Here is a 19998-nt window from a genome sequence, read left to right as displayed (position 1 = left end):
CACCAGTCGCGGGTCGAGGCGGGCAACGCAGTCCGCCTCGGCCCGAGACCGGTCCTTCCCCCGTTCGTGACCACCCTGTCGCGGCAGAACATGCCCGCGACGTGAAGAAGCAGGTGTACATGTTCGTGATCAACGCAGTCGGTGACGCCGTAGTAGCAGCCGGCTCGATGGGGTGGGAGATCCTCTGGCCTCTCATCCTCGGCTTCACCCTCTCCGGCATCATCCAAGCCGTCGTCCGCACCGACCAGATCACCAAGCTCATGCGCGACGACTCCCCCCGAGCGATCAGCGTCGCAACCGGCCTGGGCGCACTGTCCTCGTCCTGCTCCTACGCCGCCGTCGCCCTCGCACGGGCGCTCTTCCGCAAGGGCGCGAGCCTGTCGTCGGCCATGGCGTTCGAGGTCGCCTCCACGAACCTCGTCGTCGAGCTCGGCCTGATCCTCGCGTTCGTCATGGGCTGGCAGTTCACCGCAGCGGAGTTCGTCGGCGGACCGCTGATGATCACCCTCATCGCCCTCGGATTCCGGCTCTGGATGCGCGGGAAGATCGTCGACGCCGCCCGCGAACAGGCCGACAAGGGCCTCGCCGGCGCGATGGAGGGCCACGCAGCCATGGACATGTCCGTGCAGGGCGACCAGGGCTTCTGGCGGCGACTGTTCTCGAGGCCTGGGCTCACGAGCGTGTCGCAGTACTTCGTCATGGACTGGGCATCCGTCATCCGCGACATCGTCATCGGCCTACTCATCGCCGGCGCCTTCGACGCCTGGGTCCCGAAGGCGTGGCTGCAAGCACTGTTCCTCGAGGGACACCCGACGCTCGCGTTCCTGATCGACCCGCTCATCGGACCGATCCTGGCGATGGTGAGCTTCGTCTGCTCCGTCGGCAACGTCCCCCTCGCAGCGGTCCTCTGGAACGGTGGGATCAGCTTCGGCGGTGTGATCAGCTTCATCTTCGCCGACCTGATCATCATCCCGATCATCATCATCTACCGGAAGTACTACGGCTGGAAAGCCGCCCTCCGCATCACCGGGATCTTCTACGGCGCCATGGTCCTCGCCGGCTACGCCGTCGAACTGCTCTTCACCCCGCTGCACCTCATCCCCACGAACCGGCACCTCACCATCGTGACGACCTCGATCAGCTGGAACTACACCACCTGGCTCAACATCGTGTTCCTGCTCGTCGCGGCGTTCCTGCTCGTCGTCTTCACCCGCAGCGGCTCATGGCCCATGCTCCGCATGATGAGTGACCACCCCGATACCCACGACGAGGCAAACGCCAAGCACAGCCAGCCCTGACCCGACCGGCCACGCCGACAGGGCAAGCCAGGCCACACAGTATTGTCGGAAACACGCCACAAAGCGTTCCCAGCAACAGTGTCGAGGTCGCCGGCGCACGTGGTCAGAAACGATCGTTTCTGACCGTTCAACCTGCCTCGTTCGCGGCACCTTCACTGAGACGACTACCGGACCACCTCTGTGCGACAGACTCGACGCCCCCTTGACGAAGCGCTGTAGGCAGCTTTGCCCGGTGTCGCCTTTCTCGCCGCGCTGAACGTCGCGATCGCGTCCGGCAAGCCGATCCCTCGACGGGCGTGAGCGAGTTGGCTCGTCAGTCATGAGAGACAAACGACGAGAAGCCGGACGACGTGCTCGCATCGCGCTGGCTGCGGCACTCGTCGCCTGCATCGCCTGCATCGCCTGCATCGCCTGCTTCGTCGTCGGGATCGCCGAAGTCGTTTCACCGACCGGATCAATTTGGCTCGCCGTCCTGATGTTCGTGCTGGCCGCTTCGGCTGGGTGGCGCGTGACGATCTACTTTCGGCTGCTCAGGCGGTCTCAGTAGCCGATCGGCTACCGAGACACAGGGCGTTCTCTAGGCTGGGAACATGGAAGCCGCAGGACTGCTGGCCGTCATGAACCCGCCGGGCGCATCGCACGGTCTGCCGCCGCAGATCTGGGTTGCTGCGGTGGTCGTGATCCTGATCGTGGGCGCTGCACTGTCGATCCGGCGACGGAGAAAGTAGTCCTCATGATGGTCCCCGTTCAGGTGGTCGTCGTCTTCGTGATCGGAGCCGCGTTCTTGATGGCAGCGATCGGATACGCCTTCTATCGGAAGCTTGAAGGCTCAGCGGAGCCAACAAATCGGCTCTCGAATGCGCTCGCCACCGTAGGGGGAGTGATTGCGGGCGGTGCGATGCTCTGGGAGCTCGCGCATCAGGGCATCTTCACCTGATCCTTCGTCGGGTGGCCCGACGGCCATGTCCGCAGAAGGATCGGCTAACGAGACGGGTGGTGCTGCTTCCGCGCAGCGATAGAGAACATCATTGGCACGCGTTCGTTGCCGTCAGCAAGCGCGTAACCAGCCGGCGTCTTGACGAGATTCGGAATGGGTTCCCATGGCATGGCGGTGTATTCGTGGAAGGCTTCGATTTGAAGCCCCGCAGCCAAAATCGAGGTAAAGATTTCGTCCAGGGAGTGGGGCCACTCGTACGTGGTTCGGTTCGTGAGAAGGGTCTCGCTCGCGTAAGTGGTCCCGGAGTCGAATCGTTGGGCTTCGCCCGCTCCGAAGTACGGCTCGGTGACGACGAGGGCGGTGTCCTGTCGGTCGTATTGGAGGGTCATGACCATGGGGTGTGCTTCGTAGAGGAAGAACAGCCCGCCCGGTTTCAGGAGCCGTTCGACGGCGCGCGCCCACGTGGTGAGGTCCGGGAGCCACGCGAGGACGCCGACGGTTGTGTAGACAACATCGAATTGTCGGCCGAGCTCATCGGGGGCGTCTTCGTTGGATGTTTGGACGAAGGACGCATCGACGCCGGCCCGAGCAGCAAGCGAGTTGGCTGCTGCGATCGCGTCACCGGAAAAGTCGGTGCCGACGACTCGTGCCCCAAGCCTGGCGAGGCTGATCGAGTCAACCCCGATGTGGCATTGAAGGTGCACGACGTCGAGCCCGGTGAGAGACCCGTCCGGGAGGTGGGGAGCCATGACCTTGGCTTCGAACAGGACCCGGTTCGCGGAGGGGTCGTCGGCGAACGCAGCCGCCTTGTAGGCGACGAGGTGATCTGAAACTCGTTCGTCCCAGTTCGCTCGGTTGGTCTCGATCTGGTCATGAGTGGACACGGCAACCCCCTAGTGAATGAGTAAAGCCGACCAGCTTCCCAGAACGCTCCGCAGGCCGCAACACGTGCAAGGGGAAGGAACGGGAGGCCCATCCCAGTAGGCGATCGGCTGCCGGACGACTGGTTCAGCGCTTGCGACGCAGACGCATGATCACCGCAACGATTACGAGGACAGCGACGCCCGCGAACCAGAGCGCTGGGGGAATCGAGTTGCCTTGATTCGAGATCACGGCAAGCAATGAAGCAAGCACTACTGAGTTCATGTGTTCAGGCTAGCGATCACGAGGTCCTAGCTTGAGCTTCAAGTTCGGGTGAGCGACGTCACCATCGAGTCGGTGTCCCGTTCGACGGTCCGCTACCGGGCGGGATCTAGCAGGGCTCGGGTGTGGCGGTTGACGAGGGCTTTGGCTGGGCACCCTTCGCCGATCGCTGTCGTGCAGTGTGGCCGCTAGAGGACTACGGCCAGGACGACCCATCCGACGATCGCTGATGTCACTACCAGCAAGAGCGGGGAGACCGAAACTGGTCGTCCCTCAGGTGGTCGTCGCCGTTCTTGCACGACGACGAAAACGACGCTGGCTATGAGAATCCCAAGTACGACGGCCCATACCGCCCACCAGGCACCCCCACGTCCCACTGCGAAGGCAAGCCAGCCGCCCTGGGCCGGAAGTAGGAGGGCTCCGCCAACTCGGTCGGCCACCTCACGTCGTCGCCGGCCACGGTTCCGCCGCGCGCCGGGCTCACGATCACGGACCATCCGCTCAATCTAGCGAGCAGGCTGTGAGCCGATTCTGTCAACCGCCGTGGTTTCGGAGCTTCCAGAGCGTCCGGTCAACGATCCGCTACCGGGGAGCGTGTAGAACAGCTTCTGTGCGTCGCGCCCCCCTTGTCCAGGGCCCTGATCGCGCTCGGAGGCCTGGACCTTCTTGCCGGCGAACTGCTTGCGATCATCTCGAACCACCAGCAGACCGCACTGCCTCTCCGGGAGCCGACCGGCTGTCAAGACGGCACCTGCAAGGGCCGGAAGGACCGTTGAGCGCGATCCTCCCGGCCTCGTTCACAGTGCCCGGGCGTAGTCGACTGTTGGGTAGGCGATGAAGCCGAGCGATTCGTAGAGCGCTCGTGCTGGCGCGTGGAACTCGTCACCTCCGGTCCCGATGTGGACAACGGTGACTCCGACCTGTTCAAGGCGGCTCAGGACGGTCGAGCAGAGGGCTCGCGCGACTCCTCGACGTCGAGCGTCCGGGTGGACAGCGACCATCTCCAGCCGCCCGGACGAGTCACCCGTGGTGTTCCAGCCGACGTATCCGAGGAGCTTGCCGTGTTCCTCCGCCAGGGTGATGAGCCTCCCCTCGTCGGGAGCGAGCAGGGACGGGACCTCGTGGCGGTAGTCGTCTTCCCAGCGTCCGTGGTCGTGCGCGGTCACTTCGGGTCGAAGTTGGACGAGCGAGCCGGTAAGGAGCGGTCGGAAGACCTCGATCGTCAAGTCGGTCAGCGCGGGCAGGTCGAGCGGTGTGCAGTCGCGGATGTGCATGGTTCTGCTTCTTTCATGAGCAGGCTGAAGGCTCCGCGCCCGTGGTCGGGGTGGAGGAGAGCAACGGCCGGTGCCGTCCCTTCAGGAGCGCGTGCGCCAGCTCGCGAAGCAGTTCATTCGGCCACGGTATCCGGCGGAACGGCGCCGGGAAAGAGCCCGCTGCCCCTCGGCTGCTGAGGCAGCCCTAGGATCACTGGATGCAACTCGAGCGTCCGTCCGAACGGCTCTTCAGATCGTTCCAGCAGTCCATGCTCGAGTGGGAGGGCGCGCACCAGGACGGTGCCGGTATTCGTGAGGCAGCGCTGTTGGCGACGGAAGGCGGCTTCGCTCGGTGGGTGACGCAACTGCGCGCCGAGGAGGACGTCCCAGCGGGCGACGGGTTCGTCACCTGCAGCTACTACTGGCTGGTCAAGGACGACGAGTACCTGGGAAGCATCGCGCTCCGTCACGAGTTGAACGACTTTCTCCGCTCATACGGCGGTCACATCGGCTACAGCGTTCGCCCGAGTGCCCGACGCCGAGGACATGCCACAAGCGCACTCCGGGGCGTCCTCCGTATCGCTCACCAGCGTGGTCTCGAAGGAGTGCTGCTGACCTGCGACGCGAAGAACCTCGGCTCCCGTCGCGTGATCGAGGGCAACGGGGGTCGATTCGAGAACGAGGTGACCGACTCCGCGGGGCGAGTGTTCCACCGTTTCTGGATGTCGACGGACGCTGAGCCCGCCGAGCTGCATCGCTGACGGATCGCATCTCGGGCGCTTCGACTCAGACCTGTTCAGCGCGGTGGTCGAAGGCAAGCGGCAGCAGGTCGCTCGCTGTCACGCTGATGACGCCGTCTGGTCCACCGTCGACGGCTTCCACGTCTCCCGACTCATCACCGAAGTGAGCGCTCTCGCCGCCGATCCGAGCTGGATCGACTGACGGGAGGAACAGCCAGACCTGCAGGAGCCGACCGTCTACCCGGCAGTGGGTCGTCGCCCGAGTGACGACTGGAACCGCACGAGGTATCCGTCCGGGTCCTGGACGAGGAATCTCCGGAGCCATGAAGAGGTCGACGCCAGCACGTCCGAGCACCTGCGTGAGGGCCGCTGTGTCCGGCACCGTGATCTGGAGGTTGATCCCCCGGCCCAGCGGAAGCTCAAGTGGTCCGGTGATCCAGTTGCGACCCACTCCCGCTTGTTCCAGCATCAGGTGCGCAGAACCGAGCGCGATGTATGCGAAGCGTTCCTCAGGGCGCGAGTAGGCGACGCCGAAGCCGCACCCTGCGGGTGGTCCCGGGAGCGGATCGGCCATCGACACGACCGGTACTGTGTCGTCGCGGTCGCTCGACTGCTCTTATCCGGGGGTGCTGACCATGTCTGACGCAATCGAGGCGCAGCTCGACGCGATCTTCGCGGCCCGGGACCGCGAGGACATGCAACCGACCATCGACGCGCTGCTTCCCGTCCACACCGAGCACCCGGAGGACCCTCGCGTCCTCTACGAGCTCGGTGGTGCCTACGACACGGCGGGAGACGAGGCGACGGCGATCGGCTTCTACGAGCGAGCGATGGAACGAGGACTCGCCGGCGACGTCCGACGCCGCTGCTGGCTCCAGTACGGGAGCACCCTCCGGAACCTCGGCCGGATCGACGACTCGCTCCGGGTGTTCGCGCGGGCGCGGGCTGAGTTCCCTGACTCCGTCGCCCTCGGAGCCTTCGAGGCCCTGACGTTGCACGCCGATGGCCGGCCGAACACCGCCCTCGCCAGCCTCCTCGTGCTCCTCGCGGAGCACGTGGACGCCCCGGAACTCGACCGGTACAAGCCGGCCTTGCGCGGCAACGCCGACCACCTCGCCTCGCTGGACGCAGGAGACGACGCCGCGCACGCGGAAGTCCGACAGGGCCCCGCTGACGGACAGCTGTCGATCTGATAGCTCACACCGACGCCGAACGACCCCCTGCACCACCCGCATGGTGCCGCCCGATCGGGACCATCAGCGGCGACCCCGACACCGGGTCCGTCGTGATCACGCTCTCGAGCCCGAACACCCGGCGCACGGTCTCCTCGGTGAGCACCGCGGCGGGCGTCCCCGCAGCACACACCGTGCCGTCGGCCAGCGCCACCAGGTGGTCCGCGTACCGCGCCGCGAGGTTCAGGTCGTGCAGCACCATCACGATGGTGGTCCCGTTGCGGAGGTTGAGGTCCCGCAACAGGTCGAGCACCTCGACCTGGTGGGCGACGTCGAGGAACGTGGTCGGCTCGTCGAGCAGCAGCACGTCGGTCTCCTGCGCGAGCGCCATCGCGATCCAGACGCGCTGCCGCTGCCCACCCGAGAGCTCGTCGACGTTGCGGTCCGCGAGCTCGGCGGTGCCGGTGACGTCGAGGGCGGTCCCGACGGCGTCGTCGTCCGCCCGGCTCCACCGCTGGAACGCCCGCTGGTGCGGGTGCCGTCCGCGGCCGACCAGGTCGGCGACGGAGATGCCCTCCGGGACGATCGGCGACTGCGGCAGCACCCCGAGCGTCCGGGCGAGTTCGCGCGCTGGGGTCTCGTGCACGGCACGGCCGTCGAGCAGCACCTGCCCGCCCGCGGGCCGCAGCAGCCGGGACATCGACCGCAGCAGGGTCGACTTGCCGCAGGCGTTCGCGCCGACGATCGCGGTGATCCGGCCGGTGGGGAGCTCGAGCGACAGGTCGTCGATGACGGTGCGGTCGTCGTAGCCGAGGGTGAGACCGGTCGTGCGGAGGTCGTGGGCGGTGGTCACAGCGAGGTCCCCCTGCGGTTGGTGCGGATGATGAGCCAGACGAGGTACGGCGAGCCGAGCACCCCGGTGACGACGCCGACCGGGTACCGGACCCCGAGTGCGTTCTGCCCGACCAGGTCCGCGAGCAGCACGAGCGCGGCACCGATGAACCCGGCGGGCACGAGCGGCGACGTCCCGGCACCGACGAGCCGGGCGGCGATGGGCCCGGACAGGAACGCGACGAACGCGATGGGCCCCGACGCCGCGGTCGCGAACGCCACCAGGCCGACAGCCGCGACGATCACGAGCACCCGGGTCCGTTCGACGCGGATGCCCTGCGCGGACGCGGCGTCGTCGCCGAGCCGAAGCCCGGCCAGGGCGCGCCCCTGTCCGAGGAGCACGGGTCCCAGGACCGCGAGGGCGACGACGGTCGGGAGCACAGCCTCCCAATCGGCACCGTTGAGACTGCCGGTCAGCCACCGCGTCGCCTCCTGGAGGTCCCACTGGGCCGCGCGCGACAGCACGTACGCCGTCACGGACTCCAGCATCGCGGCCACCCCGATGCCGATCAGGATGAGCCGCGTGCCAGCGACCCCGTCCCGGTACGCCAGCAGGTAGACCACCAGGGCGACGCCGAGGGCGGCGACGATGGCGAAGGCCGAGACGGCCGCACCGCCCAGGCCGAGCGTGATGATCGCGAAGGCGGCCGCGGCGCTCGCGCCGGAGCTGATGCCGATGACGTCGGGGCTGGCGAGCGGGTTGCGGAGCATCGTCTGGATCGCGACGCCGGCGAGCCCGAAGCAGAAGCCGGTGACGGCGCCGAGGACGGCCCGCGGCAGGCGGAGTCGACCGACGGTGAACGAGGCGCCCGGGACCTCGTGGCCGGTGACGACGGCGACGACGTCCGGGATCGAGTACCAGCGCTCGCCGACGACGAGGGTCGCGGTGAACGCGACGAGGACGACGGCGGCGAGCACGCCGACGACGACGCCGGCGCGCACGGCACGGCGACGTCGGATGCGACGGACGGTCGCCGCGGTGCTGCCGGGCGTCGGGGTGCCGGGGACGTCCTGTCGGACGGCCTCGAGGTGCGGGAGCGGCTGCTGCGTGCTCACAGGGACCGGACCTTCCGACGGCGGATGATCGCGATGAAGACGGGCGCGCCCACGATCGCGGTGATGATGCCCACGTCGATCTCCTCGGGCCGGGCGACGACCCGACCGGGCACGTCCGCCGCGACGAGCAGCACGGCTCCCCCGACGGCGGAGAACGGCAGCAGCCAGCGGTGGTCCGTGCCGACCAGCAACCGGTACGCATGCGGGACGACGAGCCCGACGAACCCGATCGGACCGGCGACGGCCGTGCTCGCGCCGCACAGCAGCACGGCACCGGTCGCGGCGAGACCGCGGGTCAGGGCGACGCGCTCGCCGAGTCCGGCGGCGAGGTCGTCGCCGAGCGCCAGCGTGTTCAGGCCCTTCGCCGTCGCGGCGCAGAGCAGGGCCCCCGCTGCCAGGAACGGCAGCACCTGCAGGATCCGGTCGGCTGTGGCTCCGCCGACGCCGCCGATCTGCCACGACCGCACGCCCTCGGCGATGTCGCCGCGGGGCAACGAGACGGCGATGACCAGCGACGCGAAGGCCGCGGACGACGCAGCGCCCGCCAGCGCGAGCTTGAGCGGGCTGGCTCCCCCGCGGCCGAGCGAGCCCACGACGTAGACGAAGACGGCGGCGACCGCCGCTCCGGCGACCGCGACCCACATGGTCGCGACCGCGGCGGAGAGCCCGAACCACGCCATCCCGGTGACCACCGCGAGCGAGGCGCCCGCGTTGACGCCGAGGATCCCCGGGTCGGCCAGCGGGTTGCGGGTCACGCCCTGCATGACGGTCCCGGCGATCGCCAGGGAGGCTCCGATCACCACCGCGAGCAGGGTGCGTGGCAGACGCACGGTGACCGCGGCCTCCCCCACCGTCCGCGACGAGCCCGTCAGTCCGGCGAGCACCTCGTCCGCGCTGACGGCGCGGGCGCCGACCGTCACCGAGAGCAGGACGAGGCCCGCCAGCACGGCGAGGCTGACGACGAACCACACCGGTCGCGCCGAGGGGCGCGACCGGTGTGGTGTCGTCGTGACGAGGGCGGTCACCTACGAGGCGTCGGCGGAGTCCGCGTCCGCCTTGTCGGCGGCGTCGGCCAGCATCTGCACGTAGTCCTCGAGGACCCACGAGATCGCCAGGGGCGTCGGGTTCGCGGCGGTGCCGATCGGGTCGTCGGAAGGCAGGGCGACGATCGCGTTGTTCGCGACCGCGGGCATCTTCGACAGGAGCGGGTCGGACTCGAGCGTCGTGACCAGGCTGTCGTCGCCGTACGTGACGATCATGTCGACGTCGTCGAAGGTGTCGACCTTCTCGGCGCTGATGGTCTTGGAGAACGCCGTGCCCTTCGACGCCTCGGCGATCGACTCGGGGGCCTCGAGGCCGAGGTCCTCGAAGAACAGCGCGCGGGTGTCCTTCGTCGTGTAGAAGCTGACCTCGCTGAGGTCGCTCGCGTCGACGTGGGTGAGGAACATCGTCGACTTGCCCTCGAGCTGCGGGTGCTTCGCGACGACGGCTTCGATGTCGTCCTCGATGCCCTCGACCAGGTCGTCGCCCCGGTCCTCGAGCCCGAGCGCCTCGCTGCTCATCTCGATGGACTCGCGCCAGTTGGTCGCCCAGGCGGCCTCGGGGTACGCGACCGTCGGGGCGATCTCGCTGAGGGTCTCGTAGTCGTCCTCCGTCAGGCCGGAGTACGGCGCGAGGATGACGTCGGGGTTCGTGTCCGCGACCGCCTCGAAGTCGATGCCGTCCGTCTCGTCGAACAGGACCGGGGTCTTCGCGTCGAGCTCCTCGAGCTTGTCCGCGACCCACGGCAGCACGCCGTCACCGTCGTCGTCCCCGAAGTCGGCCCGGGCCATGCCGACGGGCACGATGCCGAGCGCGAGCGGCACCTCCTGGTTCTCCCACTGCACCGTGGCGACGCGCTTCGGTTCCGCGTCGATCGTGGTCGTGCCGAGCGCGTGCTCGATCGTCACCGGGAAGGCACCGTCGGCAGTCGCGGCCGAGGTGCTCTCGGCTGCGGGGGTGGTCGAGCTGCAGGCAGCGGTGAGGAGCACGGCAGCGGCGGCCGCCGCGACGGCGACGGGACGGAGTGGGCGCACGGGAGGGTCCTTACTGGGCGCGGTCGAGTGACCGGGCAGGGGTGTGGTGTCGGCCTCGGCTCGGTCTGCGGCGTCGGCTCTGCGGGGACGGGATGGTCCCGGCGGCGGGCGACGGATCGCTCCGGCCGCCGGGCAAGGCAAGCCTAACCTAACAACGGGCTTGTCTGTACAGCCCCACAGCACGTCGCTGTCCGCGATCCGTCGCCGGGACGCCCTCCGCCCAGGAGGACACGAGTTCAGTGGGCCGCGTCTGCGCGGATGCACCGCGCGTCGTCGGAGGAACCACATGCTGTCCTTGATCTACTCCAGCGTCGCGACGAGCGTCCTCGAACCGCAGGAGCTCACGGCGCTGCTGGCCCAGAGCCGTGCGTCGAACGAGCAGACCGGCATCACCGGCATGCTGCTGTACCGGAACGGCTACTTCCTGCAGGTGCTCGAGGGCCCGGACGCCGTGGTCCGACGCAAGATGCAGACGATCCGCGACGACGGACGCCACACGAAGGTGTCCGTTCTGCTCGAGGACGTCATCGAGGACCGCCAGTTCCCGGAGTGGACGATGGGCTTCCCCGCCGACGCTGAGCTCGAGGACGTGCCCGGCTACCGCGCCACCTTCGACGACCTCGACGCGCACGAGGGCGACGCCGTCTCGTCGGTGCCCGCACTCCGCGCGCTGGTCGGCTGGTTCCAGGCGCGCGCGTCCTGACCATCCCGCCGCGCCGAGGTCCTCAGCGGTAGATCTCCGTGCGGGCCAGCACGGCGAAGTCGCGGAGCAGGTCCACCTCGACGGTCCGTCCGCTCCGCGGTGCGGGGTCGAAGACACACACCGCCCCGACTCGGACACCGTCGAGAGTCTCGATCGGGTGACCGGCGTAGAAGCGGATCGCGTTGCGCGGCAGGCCACCGGCGTCGTGCCAGGCGTCGCCGACGACCATCGGGCCAGGTCCGGTCACCGTCGTCCGGCAGAACGAGTCCTCGAGCGCGGTGTCCCCGGGGGCGTTCCAGGTGCCCGACTTCGTCCACTGGCGACCCTCGGGCAGGAAGTTGATCGCCGCCCCCTGGGTCCGGAACAGCCGGCGCATCCCGTCGACGATGCGGTCGAAGCGTTCCTCCCCCGGGGTGTCCAGGATGCCGAGGCGGTCCAGGGCGTCGTACCGCCGCTGCTCCTGCTGCGGCGCGTGTCGGTGTCCCTGCGGGCTGTCGGTCCGCGCGCGCTGCTCCGCCAGGACCGCCCGCACGACCTCGATCACCCGCGGCCGTCCGTCCGGTCCGCTGTCCACCGCGAGTGCGACGATCCCGGGGCCGGACGCCTGGACGGCAGCGGCGAGGAACCCCCGGTCGGCTCCGCCGGGGATCGCCACCACGAACACCGCTGCGCGGTCGGCACCCGGCCGGACCGCGTCGATCAGGGTCGTGACGCTCAGGACGACGTGCGACGGCGACTGCCCCTGCACCGCGCGCTCCGGGACGGCGAGGAGCACGACGTCGTACGTCGACGTGTCCACCCCGAGGTCGGCGTCCACGGGTCCCGAGCCCGACGACCACCACGCCGTTGCCGTGACGTCCGTGCCGCGCCCGGTGCTCGCCGCGAGTTCGTCCGCGATGAGCCGTGCTCCGGTCGACCGCCCGACACCGTGCGGCGCCAGGGCGTCCCCGAGCACCAGCACGCGATCGGGGTCGAGCCCGCTGGCAGAGACGGTCGTGGCCGACGGCGTCGTGTCCGGGTTCATCGGTTCTCCGTTCTCCGAGGAGCGGCGCAGAGCACCTGCCGCGACCTCGGCCGTCTCCCTGTCGAGACAGCAGCCCCGCTGCTCGACGTCGGTTGAACGCGAGACCCTGCGGGATCCGCACCACGATACGCGAACGACGACGGCAGGACGGCTCGACGACACGGGGACACGACGCCCGGTCGTAGGCTCGCGACCATCAGGACGACGAGCACCACGACGACCGGAGGAACGATGACCGACCTGCACCACGTCCGAGCACTCATCACCGGCGGGACCTCGGGTCTCGGGCGCGCCATGGCCGAGGGGCTCGTCGAGGCCGGTGCCCGGGTCGCCGTCACCGGGCGGTCGGCGGACCGTGTCGCCGAGGCCGCGTCGGCGATCGGCGACGACACCGTCGGCATCGTGATGGACAGCCGTGACGAGGCCTCGGTCGATGCCGGGACGGCGGCCGCGTGGGACGCGCTCGGCGGGGTCGACCTGCTGGTGAACAACGCCGGGATCGGGATGCGCACGGTGAACCCGGACTTCATGACGACGCCGCAGGGCTTCTGGGACGTCACGCCGGAGGGGTTCCGCGCCGTCGTCGACACGAACCTGACGGGGTACTTCCTGGTCGCGCGGGCCGTGGTCCCCCGGATGCTCGCCGCCGGCAGCGGCCGCGTCGTCACGGTCAGCATGAACCACGGCACGATGAACCGACGCGGGTTCGTCCCGTACGGGCCGTCCCGCGCCGGGGCCGAGGCGCTCGCGCGGATCATGGCAGCGGACCTCGCGGACACCCCGGTGCGGGCGAACATCCTGCTGCCGGGCGGCGCGACGGCGACCGGGATGCTCGACGGCGCGGCGCAGCCCGCGGGGCTGACGGTGCTCTCCCCCGACGTCATGCGGGACCCGATCCGGTGGCTCGCCTCCGGCGAGGCCGCCGACGTGCACGACGAGCGGATCGTCGCGACCGAGTTCGCGGACTGGCTGGCCGCACGGCGCGAGTGACCACCGGACTGGAGGCTCGGTACCAGCTGGCACCGAGCCTCCAGTCCGGTGGGTGGTGACGCATCGTGACCGTCGGGCCCGACGACACCCGGTGCGCTACCGTCGTCCTGACCAGAGGGGGGTCTGATGACGGACAGCACGGAGACCGGGACACGCGGGCTCGAGCCGGCCTGGGCACGGGTCCGCCCACTGGTGTTCCGGACGGTGATCGGGGCGGTCGTCGCCGCCGGGCTCGTGGGGATCATCGCGGTCCTCGTCGGGGACTTCGGCCTGGTGGCGGTGCAGCTGCTCCTGACGATCGTGGTCGTCGTCGTCTTCGCGCTGCTCTCCTGGTACGACGCCGACGTGTCGTCCCGGCGATCGGGGGTGTTCGCGTTCGCGAGCATCCTGACGTCGATGTACCTGTTGGCGACCGGGCTCCTGAAGACCTGGGTGCTGCGCACGGACCTCGGCGACGCCGACGACTTCTCCGTGGTCGGCCGACAGTTCTCCGAGTGGATCGGGCTGGTCGCCATCGCCCGCGTCGCGCTGCTGCACGTGCACCTGCTGCTCGTCATCCACAGCCGACGACCGACAGCCCTGCTCCGGGTGGTGGCACGGTCGACCGTCGGCGTGATCGCGGTGCTCGCGGCGCTGCTCTCGTTCCCGTTGCTCGTGAGTGACCTCGACCAGCCGGAGGCGCTCTGGCGCACCGTGTGGGTCGTCGTGATCCTCGACCTGCTCGGCACGGTGGTCATCCCGCTCAGCAACGCGCTCTTCAGCCCCCGCCGCGCCGAGCAGCCCGCCGCCTGGACGGTGCAGTCGCCCCCGCCGCCGTCATGGTCCGAGGCGCCGCGGTCGTGGTCCGAGGCACCGTCACCCGCTGCCGGCGGTCCCGCGCCCGCCGACGTCGAGCGCTTCGTCGTCGACACCGCTGCCCCGGCCCCGACGGCCTTCGTGTACGAGGAGCGCCCCGAACCGCAGCGTGTCCTCGCCTGGCCGCGGTACGTCGACGGCACGCCACTGCCGACGCTGGCGGACGGCTCCCCCGACTTCTCGGGCGTCCTCCGGCGCTGAGCGCCCGTTCCCTCGCTGGGCCCGGTCCGCGTCGTCGTCGACTCAGGCGCGGAGCACGAGCTGCACCTGGGCGCGGACGTCGCGACAGATCTCCTCGTTCGACGCGTGCAGGTGAGCCGGTGAGCCGGTGAGGCGAGACTCACGAACATGACCGCCGAGATCGTCGCCGCCCGACCTCCGCTCGGGTCAGCCGGACGTGGTCCGGCAGGTGGCGGCGGACTGTCGCTGCCTCGTCATCGGTCTCTCAGACGGGATGCCCGGTGCACCGGACCTCGGCGTCCGTCCCTGGTTCAGGCCTCGGGGTGCAGGCTCGTGTCCGCCGGTCCGGTCCGCCACGCGGTGAAGTGGACCGTGAGGTCGTCCCGTGACGGGGCGCAGCACATCGGCCCCGCGGTGACGACCGCATCCGGGTCCAGGGGCGCCACCCGCACCAACCGCCACGGCTCGTCGTCGACCCGGGCGCGGACGGTCAGCGCGTCGCCGGAGCGGCTGGCGCGGACCGTGACGACCCGGTCGTGCCATCCGGGGACGGGCGAGAGCGACCAGTCGGAGATTCCCCGTGTGACGACCGCGCCGAGGCTGTCCTCGCCGTCGCTGCGTTCCACACCGGTCTTGATCCAGGTGCTGTCGTCGACCTTGACGAAGACACCGGCCTGGTCGAACTGCGCGGAGAAGTCGAGGAGGAACGACACCTCCACGGCGCTGTCCTGCTCGAACGGCGCGAGGAGGGCGTGTTCCGTGTCGTGGACGAACCCGTACGAGGTGATCCGCCAGGCATCGCTCTCCTCGACGGCGGTGACGTGCATCCCGTCGTCGGCGATCTCCACGTGCGCGGGCGCGGTCGTCCAGGTGCCGGAGTTCCAGTCGATGTCGGTCATGGTCCCGAACGTACCGGCCGTCCGGTCGACCGGTGGTGGTCCGCGGTACCGTCAGGTCCGTGAAGTGGTTGCTCGGGTTCTTCTCGCTGCTGAAGTTGCCGTTGCTGGCGCTCGCGGCTCTGGCGATCGTCGCGTTCACCACCGCGCACGGTGACCTCGGACGGATCGGACTGGGATGTCTGGCCGCAGTGGGTGCGGCAGCCTGCTTCGTCCTGATGTGGCTCGCCGAGCGAGCGGTGCGGAACCGCGCTGCGGACGATGCCATCGCTCGGAGCATCGAATGGGACGCCGCTGCTGATCGTGAGCGGGCGGCTTCGGCCGACAGCGCCCCAGATCGTCCGTAGGGCGAGGGATGCCTCCCAGACGGAGAGCGCCGGCTGAGGCGCGACCTCCGTTCCTCCCCCGTCGACGCCATGCGCTCTCGCACCCCTGCGTCGTGGTCTGCACCGGGTCGGTGCTGTCGTCGCGGCCAGTCCGCACGGCCGTCGGTACCGGGCCGTAGGCTGAGGCCGGCTCGCCGCCGCCGGGGAGGACCCCGAGCTCGGGCGCCCGGCATCCACGTCGGGCCTGGAGCCCACGGAAGGAATCGCAATGAGCATGGAAGGCGTGGCCTGGAGCTCGCTCTACAAGATCTCCACCGCCAGGGACGGCAAGCACGGCATCTCCCGCGAGTCCGTGCGGCGGATCATGACCTTCGCCGTGCCGTACCGGGCCAAGCTGGTGGTCTTCATCGCCCTCTCCGTGGTGGGCGCCTTCCTGGCGGTCGCGACGCCGGTGCTCGCCGGCCAGGTCGTCGACGTCATCGCCGCGCGTGGTGCGGTCGACACGATCGTGTGGCTCGCCGTCGTCATCGCCCTGGTCGCCGTCGCCGATGCCGCCACGTCACTGGTGACCCGCTGGTACTCGGCACGGATCGGTGAGGGCGTGATCCTGGACCTCCGCACCGCCGTCTTCAACCACGTGCAGAAGATGCCGATCGCCTTCTTCACCCGCACCCGGACGGGCGCGCTCGTGAGCCGTCTCAACAACGACGTGATCGGCGCGCAGCAGGCCTTCAGCGGCACGCTGTCCGGCGTCGTCACGAACATCGTGGCGCTGGTCCTCACCCTCGCCGTCATGCTCAGCACCTCGTGGCTCGTGACCGTGCTCGCGGTGGTCATGCTCCCGATCTTCCTCATCCCTGCACGCCGGATGGGCAGTCGCCTCGCTGCGCTGCGCCGCGAGGCCGCCGACCACAACTCCGCGATGAGCACGCAGATGACCGAGCGGTTCTCGGCGCCCGGCGCCACGCTCGTCAAGCTGTTCGGCCGTCCCGACGAGGAAGCCGAGGAGTTCCGTGTGCGCGCCGCCCGCGTCCGCGACATCGGGGTCCGGAGCGCACTGCTGCAGTTCGTCTTCGTCACCGCGCTCACCCTGGTCTCCGCCCTCGCGCTCGCGCTCGTCTACGGGGTCGGCGGTTCCCTCGCACTCGGTGGTCGACTCAACACCGGTGACGTGGTGACGCTGGCCCTCCTGCTCACCCGCCTCTACGCACCGCTGACCAGCCTCGCGAACGCCCGCGTGGAGATCATGAGCGCCGTCGTCAGCTTCGAGCGCGTGTTCGAGGTGCTGGACCTGAAGCCGCTCATCGAGGAGAAGCCCGACGCCGTCACCGTCCCCGACGGCCCCGTCTCCGTCGAGTTCGACGACGTCCGCTTCGCCTACCCGTCCGCGGACAAGGTGTCGCTCGCCTCTCTCGAAGAGGTCTCCACCCTCGACACCCGCGGCGGTGACGAGGTGCTGCACGGCGTCTCCTTCCGGATCGAGCCGGGGCAGACCGTCGCCCTCGTCGGCACGTCGGGCGCCGGCAAGTCCACCGTCGCGCAGCTCCTGTCGCGGCTCTACGACGTCGACAGCGGTGCCGTCCGCCTGGCCGGCACGGACGTCCGCGACGTGACCTTCGCCTCCATGCGGCACACCATGGGCATGGTGACCCAGGACGGCCACCTGTTCCACGAGACGATCCTCTCCAACCTGCGCCTGGCGCGGCCCGAGGCCACCGAGGCCGAGGTGTGGGACGCCGTCCGCCGCGCACGGCTCGAGCCGCTCATCCGGTCCCTGCCGGACCAGCTCGACACGATGGTGGGCGAGCGTGGCTACCGGCTGTCGGGTGGTGAGCGTCAGCGGATGACCATCGCGCGGCTCCTGCTCGCCCAGCCGCGCGTCGTCATCCTCGACGAGGCGACGGCGGCACTGGACTCCACGTCCGAGGCTGCCGTGCAGGAGGCCCTGAGCGAGGCGCTCGAAGGCCGCACCGCGATGGTGATCGCCCACCGGCTCTCCACCATCCGCAGCGCCGACATGATCCTCGTGGTCGAGGACGGCTCGATCGTGCAGCGCGGGACGCACGAGGAACTGCTGGCAGCGGGTGGGCGCTACGAGGAGCTGCACCGGACCCAGTTCGCGGTGCAGAAGGACGTCGCGCCGGACGAGGAAGCTCTGACTGGGGCCGAGTCCGCGAGTCGCGCCTAGGGTCGGCGCACCAGGGCACCACGATGCGGACGGGAGGCTCGGCACCAGCTGGCAAGGAGCCTCCAGTCCGGCGGGTGGTCACCGCGCAGGTGACCTGTCCTCGGTGCGCGAGGTTGTCCGGTACCGACCGGGCGGGAGCGAGCGTTCGCGACGGAAGGCCCGGTTGAAGGCGTAGACGGAGGTGTAGCCGACGTCGGCTGCGATCGCTTCGAGCGTGTCGTCGGTGTCGCGGAGTCGACGAGCCGCCAGGCTCATCCGCCACCGCGTGAGGTACTCCCCTGGCGTCGTGCCCGCGAACGTCGCGAAGCGGCGCGTCAGCGTCTGCTTCGACGTCGTGACCTCACGCGCCAGCGCCTCGGCTGTCCAGGGACGGCCTGGGGCCTCGTGGATCCTCGTGACGGCCTGCAGGAGGAGGGGATCGCGGAGGACCCCCCACCACGAAGGGTCAGCGTTCGGGGACGAGGCGAGCCAGGCGCGCAGGACCTCGACGAGGAGGACGTCGACGAGACGGTCGAGGACCAGGTCGGTGGCCAGACCGGAACGGGCGAGTTCTCGTCCGAGGAGTCGGACGATGGCCTCGAGGTCCGCGTCGAGCTGCTGCGCCCGGAAGTGGACGACGGGAGGGAGCAGCGCGAAGACCGGCGTGGAGCCAGCAGGGTCGTGCGAGTACGAGGCACCCAGGATCTGCGTCTGCGCGTCCCCGTCGCCGAGACGCAGGAGGTCACCGTGTCGGCGAGCTTCGTCGGCAGCCGCGACGTCGCACGAGTGGATGTCGGCGCCGGGTTCGCTGGAGAGTGAATGGGCGGCACCCGTCGCGAGGACGACGACGTCACCCGTCATCAGGAGCCGGGGAGCGTCGCCCTCGACGGTCAGGTAGGCGATGCCGGCCGTGACCGCGTACACGACGGCGTCACGGTCACGGACCCACTCGACGCCCCAGTTGCCGGCCGCCGCGATCCGGGCCCCCGCACTGCCACGGACACCGGAGACGTCGAGCACTTCGGAGAGGACGTCCATGCAGCGACCCTACGACCGTTGGTCCAGAATTACCAGGAAGTCCTCCGTGGTGGTGCGCTCGGACAAGAACATGGCGTTCTGGGGCATTGAGCGTCTCAGCGGCCACTCCTAGCGTTGAGGTCGTCCGGAGCGCACGCCCCGGGCGACCACGACACGAAGGAAGACGCCCCCATGAGCACGACTGACGACACCGTCCCCGACGGCCTGATGCCCGCCGACGTCCTGGCCTCGACCACCCCGGTGGCCGTCTACGGCTTCGCCCGAGCCAAGTCCGGCAAGGAGCAAGAGCTCGAGGACGCGATCCGCGCGGTCATCCCGGCGGTGCGGGCCGAGCAGGGCCACGAGCAGTACTGGGTGCACACCTCGAAGGAGCAGCCCGGGGCGTTCGCGTTCTACGAGCGCTGGTCGTCCGGCGCGGACATCGCCCGGCACGTGCAGCAGCCGCACATGCAGGAGTACTTCGGCGCGTTGGCCGACCTGGTCGAGGGCGACCTCGAAGCCGAGTGGCTGTGGCCGCTCAGCGACTGAGCTCGCAGGGGCGGAACCTACGTCAGCACCACCTGCGCGTGGACGAGGATGTCGTGCACGGCCGGACGCAGCCCCTCGTGCGTCGGCGTCTGCACCTTCACGATGAGCGCCGCGCCGGGCTTCGCGAACGCCCGCGCCACCGTCGCGGACCACGACCCGTCGGTGGTGTGTCCGGCGATCGAGAGGAACTGCGCCGTACCGCCGGTCATCGTCGGCAGGAGCTGCTCCTCGAGCTGATCGCCGGGCATCCCCGCCGCAGTGAACAGCTGCTCGGTGGCGGCGCGGTCGCCCATCGACGGGTCGAGGTCGGTGATCCGCTGCTGCGTGATGGTCGCGACCGAGCCGTCCGACTTCGTGTACTCCCGCGACCCGACGGACGAGTCCTCCCCCGTCTGCTCCCAGTCATCGAGCGCTGAGACCTCGAGCCCGAACGCCGGCAGCGTGGTCGCGGGCAGTGCGGCACCGTCCTCGAACGTGAGGTCGGTGGTCGCTGCCGCCGCGTCGGTGGCCCTCGTCGGCGCCGGCGACGGCGTCCGTTCCGCAGACGGCGGCGACGACTGCGACTGCGACTGCGACTGCCGGGCCTCCGGTACTTTGCCGCTGGTTCCCGCGCACCCGGAGAGGGCGACGACGGCGAGCACGACGGCCGCCCCCACGATGGTGGCCCTGCGCGTGACGGGCAGGACGGTCGTTCTGGACATGTGGTTCCCCCTTGCCTCCGCCGTG

24 protein-coding genes are annotated in these 19998 nt (G+C 69.7%); 12 read left to right on the top strand and 12 right to left on the bottom strand.

Going from position 1 to position 19998, the window contains the following annotated elements; translation table 11 throughout:
- Positions 1 to 101 precede the first annotated feature (101 nt).
- The 4 genes from OVA28_RS12790 (at position 102) to OVA28_RS12775 (ending at position 2235) form a co-directional block, all read left to right on the top strand.
- Positions 102 to 1298 carry a permease gene (locus tag OVA28_RS12790; RefSeq protein ID WP_268097230.1) on the top strand — a complete coding sequence of 399 codons (1197 nt, stop codon included), beginning with the start codon at positions 102 to 104 and terminating at the stop codon, positions 1296 to 1298.
- Between the two features lie 319 nt (positions 1299 to 1617).
- Positions 1618 to 1845, top strand: coding sequence for a hypothetical protein (locus OVA28_RS12785; protein ID WP_268097229.1), 228 nt, complete (start codon positions 1618 to 1620; stop codon positions 1843 to 1845).
- A 43-nt stretch (positions 1846 to 1888) separates the two neighbouring features.
- Positions 1889 to 2026, top strand: a complete 138-nt coding sequence (locus OVA28_RS12780) for a hypothetical protein (protein ID WP_268097228.1) — start codon at positions 1889 to 1891, stop codon at positions 2024 to 2026.
- A gap of 5 nt (positions 2027 to 2031) precedes the next feature.
- On the top strand, positions 2032 to 2235 hold the full coding sequence (locus OVA28_RS12775; RefSeq protein WP_268097227.1) for a hypothetical protein: 204 nt from the start codon (positions 2032 to 2034) through the stop codon (positions 2233 to 2235).
- 44 nt (positions 2236 to 2279) lie between these two features.
- Here OVA28_RS12775 and OVA28_RS12770 read toward each other — a convergent pair whose 3' ends face one another.
- From OVA28_RS12770 to OVA28_RS12760, 3 genes are all read right to left on the bottom strand, one after another.
- Positions 2280 to 3119, bottom strand: a complete 840-nt coding sequence (locus OVA28_RS12770; protein ID WP_268097226.1) for a class I SAM-dependent methyltransferase — start codon at positions 3117 to 3119, stop codon at positions 2280 to 2282.
- Between the two features lie 124 nt (positions 3120 to 3243).
- Positions 3244 to 3381, bottom strand: a complete 138-nt coding sequence (locus OVA28_RS12765) for a hypothetical protein (protein ID WP_268097225.1) — start codon at positions 3379 to 3381, stop codon at positions 3244 to 3246.
- A 794-nt stretch (positions 3382 to 4175) separates the two neighbouring features.
- Entirely contained in the window at positions 4176 to 4652 is a 477-nt protein-coding gene (locus tag OVA28_RS12760) for a GNAT family N-acetyltransferase (protein WP_268097224.1), read from the bottom strand.
- 248 nt (positions 4653 to 4900) lie between these two features.
- On the opposite strand from OVA28_RS12760, the gene OVA28_RS12755 reads away from it, so the two are divergent.
- A complete protein-coding gene (locus tag OVA28_RS12755; RefSeq protein WP_268097223.1) occupies positions 4901 to 5392 on the top strand; it encodes a GNAT family N-acetyltransferase in 492 nt (163 codons plus the stop codon).
- 25 nt (positions 5393 to 5417) lie between these two features.
- Here the strand turns inward: OVA28_RS12755 and OVA28_RS12750 are convergent, their stop codons facing one another.
- Positions 5418 to 5951, bottom strand: a complete 534-nt coding sequence (locus OVA28_RS12750; protein ID WP_268097222.1) for a hypothetical protein — start codon at positions 5949 to 5951, stop codon at positions 5418 to 5420.
- Positions 5952 to 6006: 55 nt separating this feature from the next.
- Between OVA28_RS12750 and OVA28_RS12745 the strand changes: the two genes are divergently transcribed.
- Positions 6007 to 6564, top strand: coding sequence for a tetratricopeptide repeat protein (locus OVA28_RS12745; RefSeq protein WP_268097221.1), 558 nt, complete (start codon positions 6007 to 6009; stop codon positions 6562 to 6564).
- Positions 6565 to 6568: 4 nt separating this feature from the next.
- Here OVA28_RS12745 and OVA28_RS12740 read toward each other — a convergent pair whose 3' ends face one another.
- The 4 genes from OVA28_RS12740 to OVA28_RS12725 are packed head-to-tail and all read right to left on the bottom strand — an operon-like array spanning position 6569 to position 10565.
- Positions 6569 to 7396, bottom strand: a complete 828-nt coding sequence (locus tag OVA28_RS12740) for an ABC transporter ATP-binding protein (RefSeq protein WP_268097220.1) — start codon at positions 7394 to 7396, stop codon at positions 6569 to 6571.
- The gene (locus OVA28_RS12735; RefSeq protein WP_442780799.1) at positions 7393 to 8490 is read right to left on the bottom strand and encodes a FecCD family ABC transporter permease; all 1098 of its coding nucleotides are present in this window, start codon (positions 8488 to 8490) and stop codon (positions 7393 to 7395) included. The genes OVA28_RS12740 and OVA28_RS12735 overlap by 4 nt, the downstream gene beginning before the upstream one ends.
- The gene (locus OVA28_RS12730; RefSeq protein WP_268097219.1) at positions 8487 to 9515 is read right to left on the bottom strand and encodes a FecCD family ABC transporter permease; all 1029 of its coding nucleotides are present in this window, start codon (positions 9513 to 9515) and stop codon (positions 8487 to 8489) included. Before OVA28_RS12730 ends, OVA28_RS12735 begins: the two co-directional genes overlap by 4 nt.
- A complete protein-coding gene (locus tag OVA28_RS12725) occupies positions 9516 to 10565 on the bottom strand; it encodes an iron-siderophore ABC transporter substrate-binding protein (RefSeq protein WP_268097218.1) in 1050 nt (349 codons plus the stop codon).
- A 286-nt stretch (positions 10566 to 10851) separates the two neighbouring features.
- On the opposite strand from OVA28_RS12725, the gene OVA28_RS12720 reads away from it, so the two are divergent.
- Positions 10852 to 11268, top strand: coding sequence for a BLUF domain-containing protein (locus OVA28_RS12720; protein WP_268097217.1), 417 nt, complete (start codon positions 10852 to 10854; stop codon positions 11266 to 11268).
- A 22-nt stretch (positions 11269 to 11290) separates the two neighbouring features.
- On the opposite strand, the gene OVA28_RS12715 is transcribed toward OVA28_RS12720, so the two are convergent.
- Positions 11291 to 12292, bottom strand: coding sequence for a GAF domain-containing protein (locus OVA28_RS12715; protein WP_268097216.1), 1002 nt, complete (start codon positions 12290 to 12292; stop codon positions 11291 to 11293).
- A gap of 231 nt (positions 12293 to 12523) precedes the next feature.
- Between OVA28_RS12715 and OVA28_RS12710 the strand changes: the two genes are divergently transcribed.
- Together OVA28_RS12710 and OVA28_RS12705 are read left to right on the top strand one after the other, a co-directional pair.
- The gene (locus tag OVA28_RS12710) at positions 12524 to 13282 is read left to right on the top strand and encodes an SDR family NAD(P)-dependent oxidoreductase (RefSeq protein ID WP_268097215.1); all 759 of its coding nucleotides are present in this window, start codon (positions 12524 to 12526) and stop codon (positions 13280 to 13282) included.
- A gap of 126 nt (positions 13283 to 13408) precedes the next feature.
- Entirely contained in the window at positions 13409 to 14338 is a 930-nt protein-coding gene (locus OVA28_RS12705; protein WP_268097214.1) for a hypothetical protein, read from the top strand.
- Between the two features lie 290 nt (positions 14339 to 14628).
- Here the strand turns inward: OVA28_RS12705 and OVA28_RS12700 are convergent, their stop codons facing one another.
- A complete protein-coding gene (locus OVA28_RS12700; RefSeq protein WP_268097213.1) occupies positions 14629 to 15216 on the bottom strand; it encodes a DUF1349 domain-containing protein in 588 nt (195 codons plus the stop codon).
- A gap of 59 nt (positions 15217 to 15275) precedes the next feature.
- Between OVA28_RS12700 and OVA28_RS12695 the strand changes: the two genes are divergently transcribed.
- Positions 15276 to 15560, top strand: coding sequence for a hypothetical protein (locus OVA28_RS12695; protein WP_268097212.1), 285 nt, complete (start codon positions 15276 to 15278; stop codon positions 15558 to 15560).
- Between the two features lie 247 nt (positions 15561 to 15807).
- Positions 15808 to 17727, top strand: a complete 1920-nt coding sequence (locus OVA28_RS12690) for an ABC transporter ATP-binding protein (protein ID WP_268097211.1) — start codon at positions 15808 to 15810, stop codon at positions 17725 to 17727.
- A gap of 78 nt (positions 17728 to 17805) precedes the next feature.
- Here OVA28_RS12690 and OVA28_RS12685 read toward each other — a convergent pair whose 3' ends face one another.
- Positions 17806 to 18744 carry an AraC family transcriptional regulator gene (locus tag OVA28_RS12685; protein WP_268097210.1) on the bottom strand — a complete coding sequence of 313 codons (939 nt, stop codon included), beginning with the start codon at positions 18742 to 18744 and terminating at the stop codon, positions 17806 to 17808.
- A gap of 171 nt (positions 18745 to 18915) precedes the next feature.
- On the opposite strand from OVA28_RS12685, the gene OVA28_RS12680 reads away from it, so the two are divergent.
- On the top strand, positions 18916 to 19272 hold the full coding sequence (locus OVA28_RS12680) for a putative quinol monooxygenase (RefSeq protein WP_268097209.1): 357 nt from the start codon (positions 18916 to 18918) through the stop codon (positions 19270 to 19272).
- 17 nt (positions 19273 to 19289) lie between these two features.
- Here the strand turns inward: OVA28_RS12680 and OVA28_RS12675 are convergent, their stop codons facing one another.
- Complete coding sequence (locus OVA28_RS12675; protein WP_268097208.1) at positions 19290 to 19973, bottom strand: hypothetical protein; 684 nt, start codon at positions 19971 to 19973, stop codon at positions 19290 to 19292.
- Between the last annotated feature and the right edge of the window lie 25 nt (positions 19974 to 19998).

The sequence above is a fragment of the Curtobacterium sp. SL109 genome (assembly GCF_026672405.1).
Taxonomy (GTDB): domain Bacteria; phylum Actinomycetota; class Actinomycetes; order Actinomycetales; family Microbacteriaceae; genus Curtobacterium.
This window is presented reverse-complemented; position numbering and strand designations above follow the sequence as displayed.

Coding starts and splice junctions, on each gene's coding strand:
- OVA28_RS12720 (WP_268097217.1), top strand. CDS start 10,852: ATGCTGTCCTTGATCTACTCCAGCGTCGCGACGAGCGTCCTCGAACCG.
- OVA28_RS12765 (WP_268097225.1), bottom strand. CDS start 3,381: ATGAACTCAGTAGTGCTTGCTTCATTGCTTGCCGTGATCTCGAATCAA.
- OVA28_RS12700 (WP_268097213.1), bottom strand. CDS start 15,216: ATGACCGACATCGACTGGAACTCCGGCACCTGGACGACCGCGCCCGCG.
- OVA28_RS12690 (WP_268097211.1), top strand. CDS start 15,808: ATGAGCATGGAAGGCGTGGCCTGGAGCTCGCTCTACAAGATCTCCACC.
- OVA28_RS12680 (WP_268097209.1), top strand. CDS start 18,916: ATGAGCACGACTGACGACACCGTCCCCGACGGCCTGATGCCCGCCGAC.
- OVA28_RS12760 (WP_268097224.1), bottom strand. CDS start 4,652: ATGCACATCCGCGACTGCACACCGCTCGACCTGCCCGCGCTGACCGAC.
- OVA28_RS12705 (WP_268097214.1), top strand. CDS start 13,409: ATGACGGACAGCACGGAGACCGGGACACGCGGGCTCGAGCCGGCCTGG.
- OVA28_RS12685 (WP_268097210.1), bottom strand. CDS start 18,744: ATGGACGTCCTCTCCGAAGTGCTCGACGTCTCCGGTGTCCGTGGCAGT.
- OVA28_RS12715 (WP_268097216.1), bottom strand. CDS start 12,292: ATGAACCCGGACACGACGCCGTCGGCCACGACCGTCTCTGCCAGCGGG.
- OVA28_RS12675 (WP_268097208.1), bottom strand. CDS start 19,973: ATGTCCAGAACGACCGTCCTGCCCGTCACGCGCAGGGCCACCATCGTG.
- OVA28_RS12710 (WP_268097215.1), top strand. CDS start 12,524: ATGACCGACCTGCACCACGTCCGAGCACTCATCACCGGCGGGACCTCG.
- OVA28_RS12745 (WP_268097221.1), top strand. CDS start 6,007: ATGTCTGACGCAATCGAGGCGCAGCTCGACGCGATCTTCGCGGCCCGG.
- OVA28_RS12755 (WP_268097223.1), top strand. CDS start 4,901: ATGCTCGAGTGGGAGGGCGCGCACCAGGACGGTGCCGGTATTCGTGAG.
- OVA28_RS12775 (WP_268097227.1), top strand. CDS start 2,032: ATGATGGTCCCCGTTCAGGTGGTCGTCGTCTTCGTGATCGGAGCCGCG.
- OVA28_RS12780 (WP_268097228.1), top strand. CDS start 1,889: ATGGAAGCCGCAGGACTGCTGGCCGTCATGAACCCGCCGGGCGCATCG.
- OVA28_RS12785 (WP_268097229.1), top strand. CDS start 1,618: ATGAGAGACAAACGACGAGAAGCCGGACGACGTGCTCGCATCGCGCTG.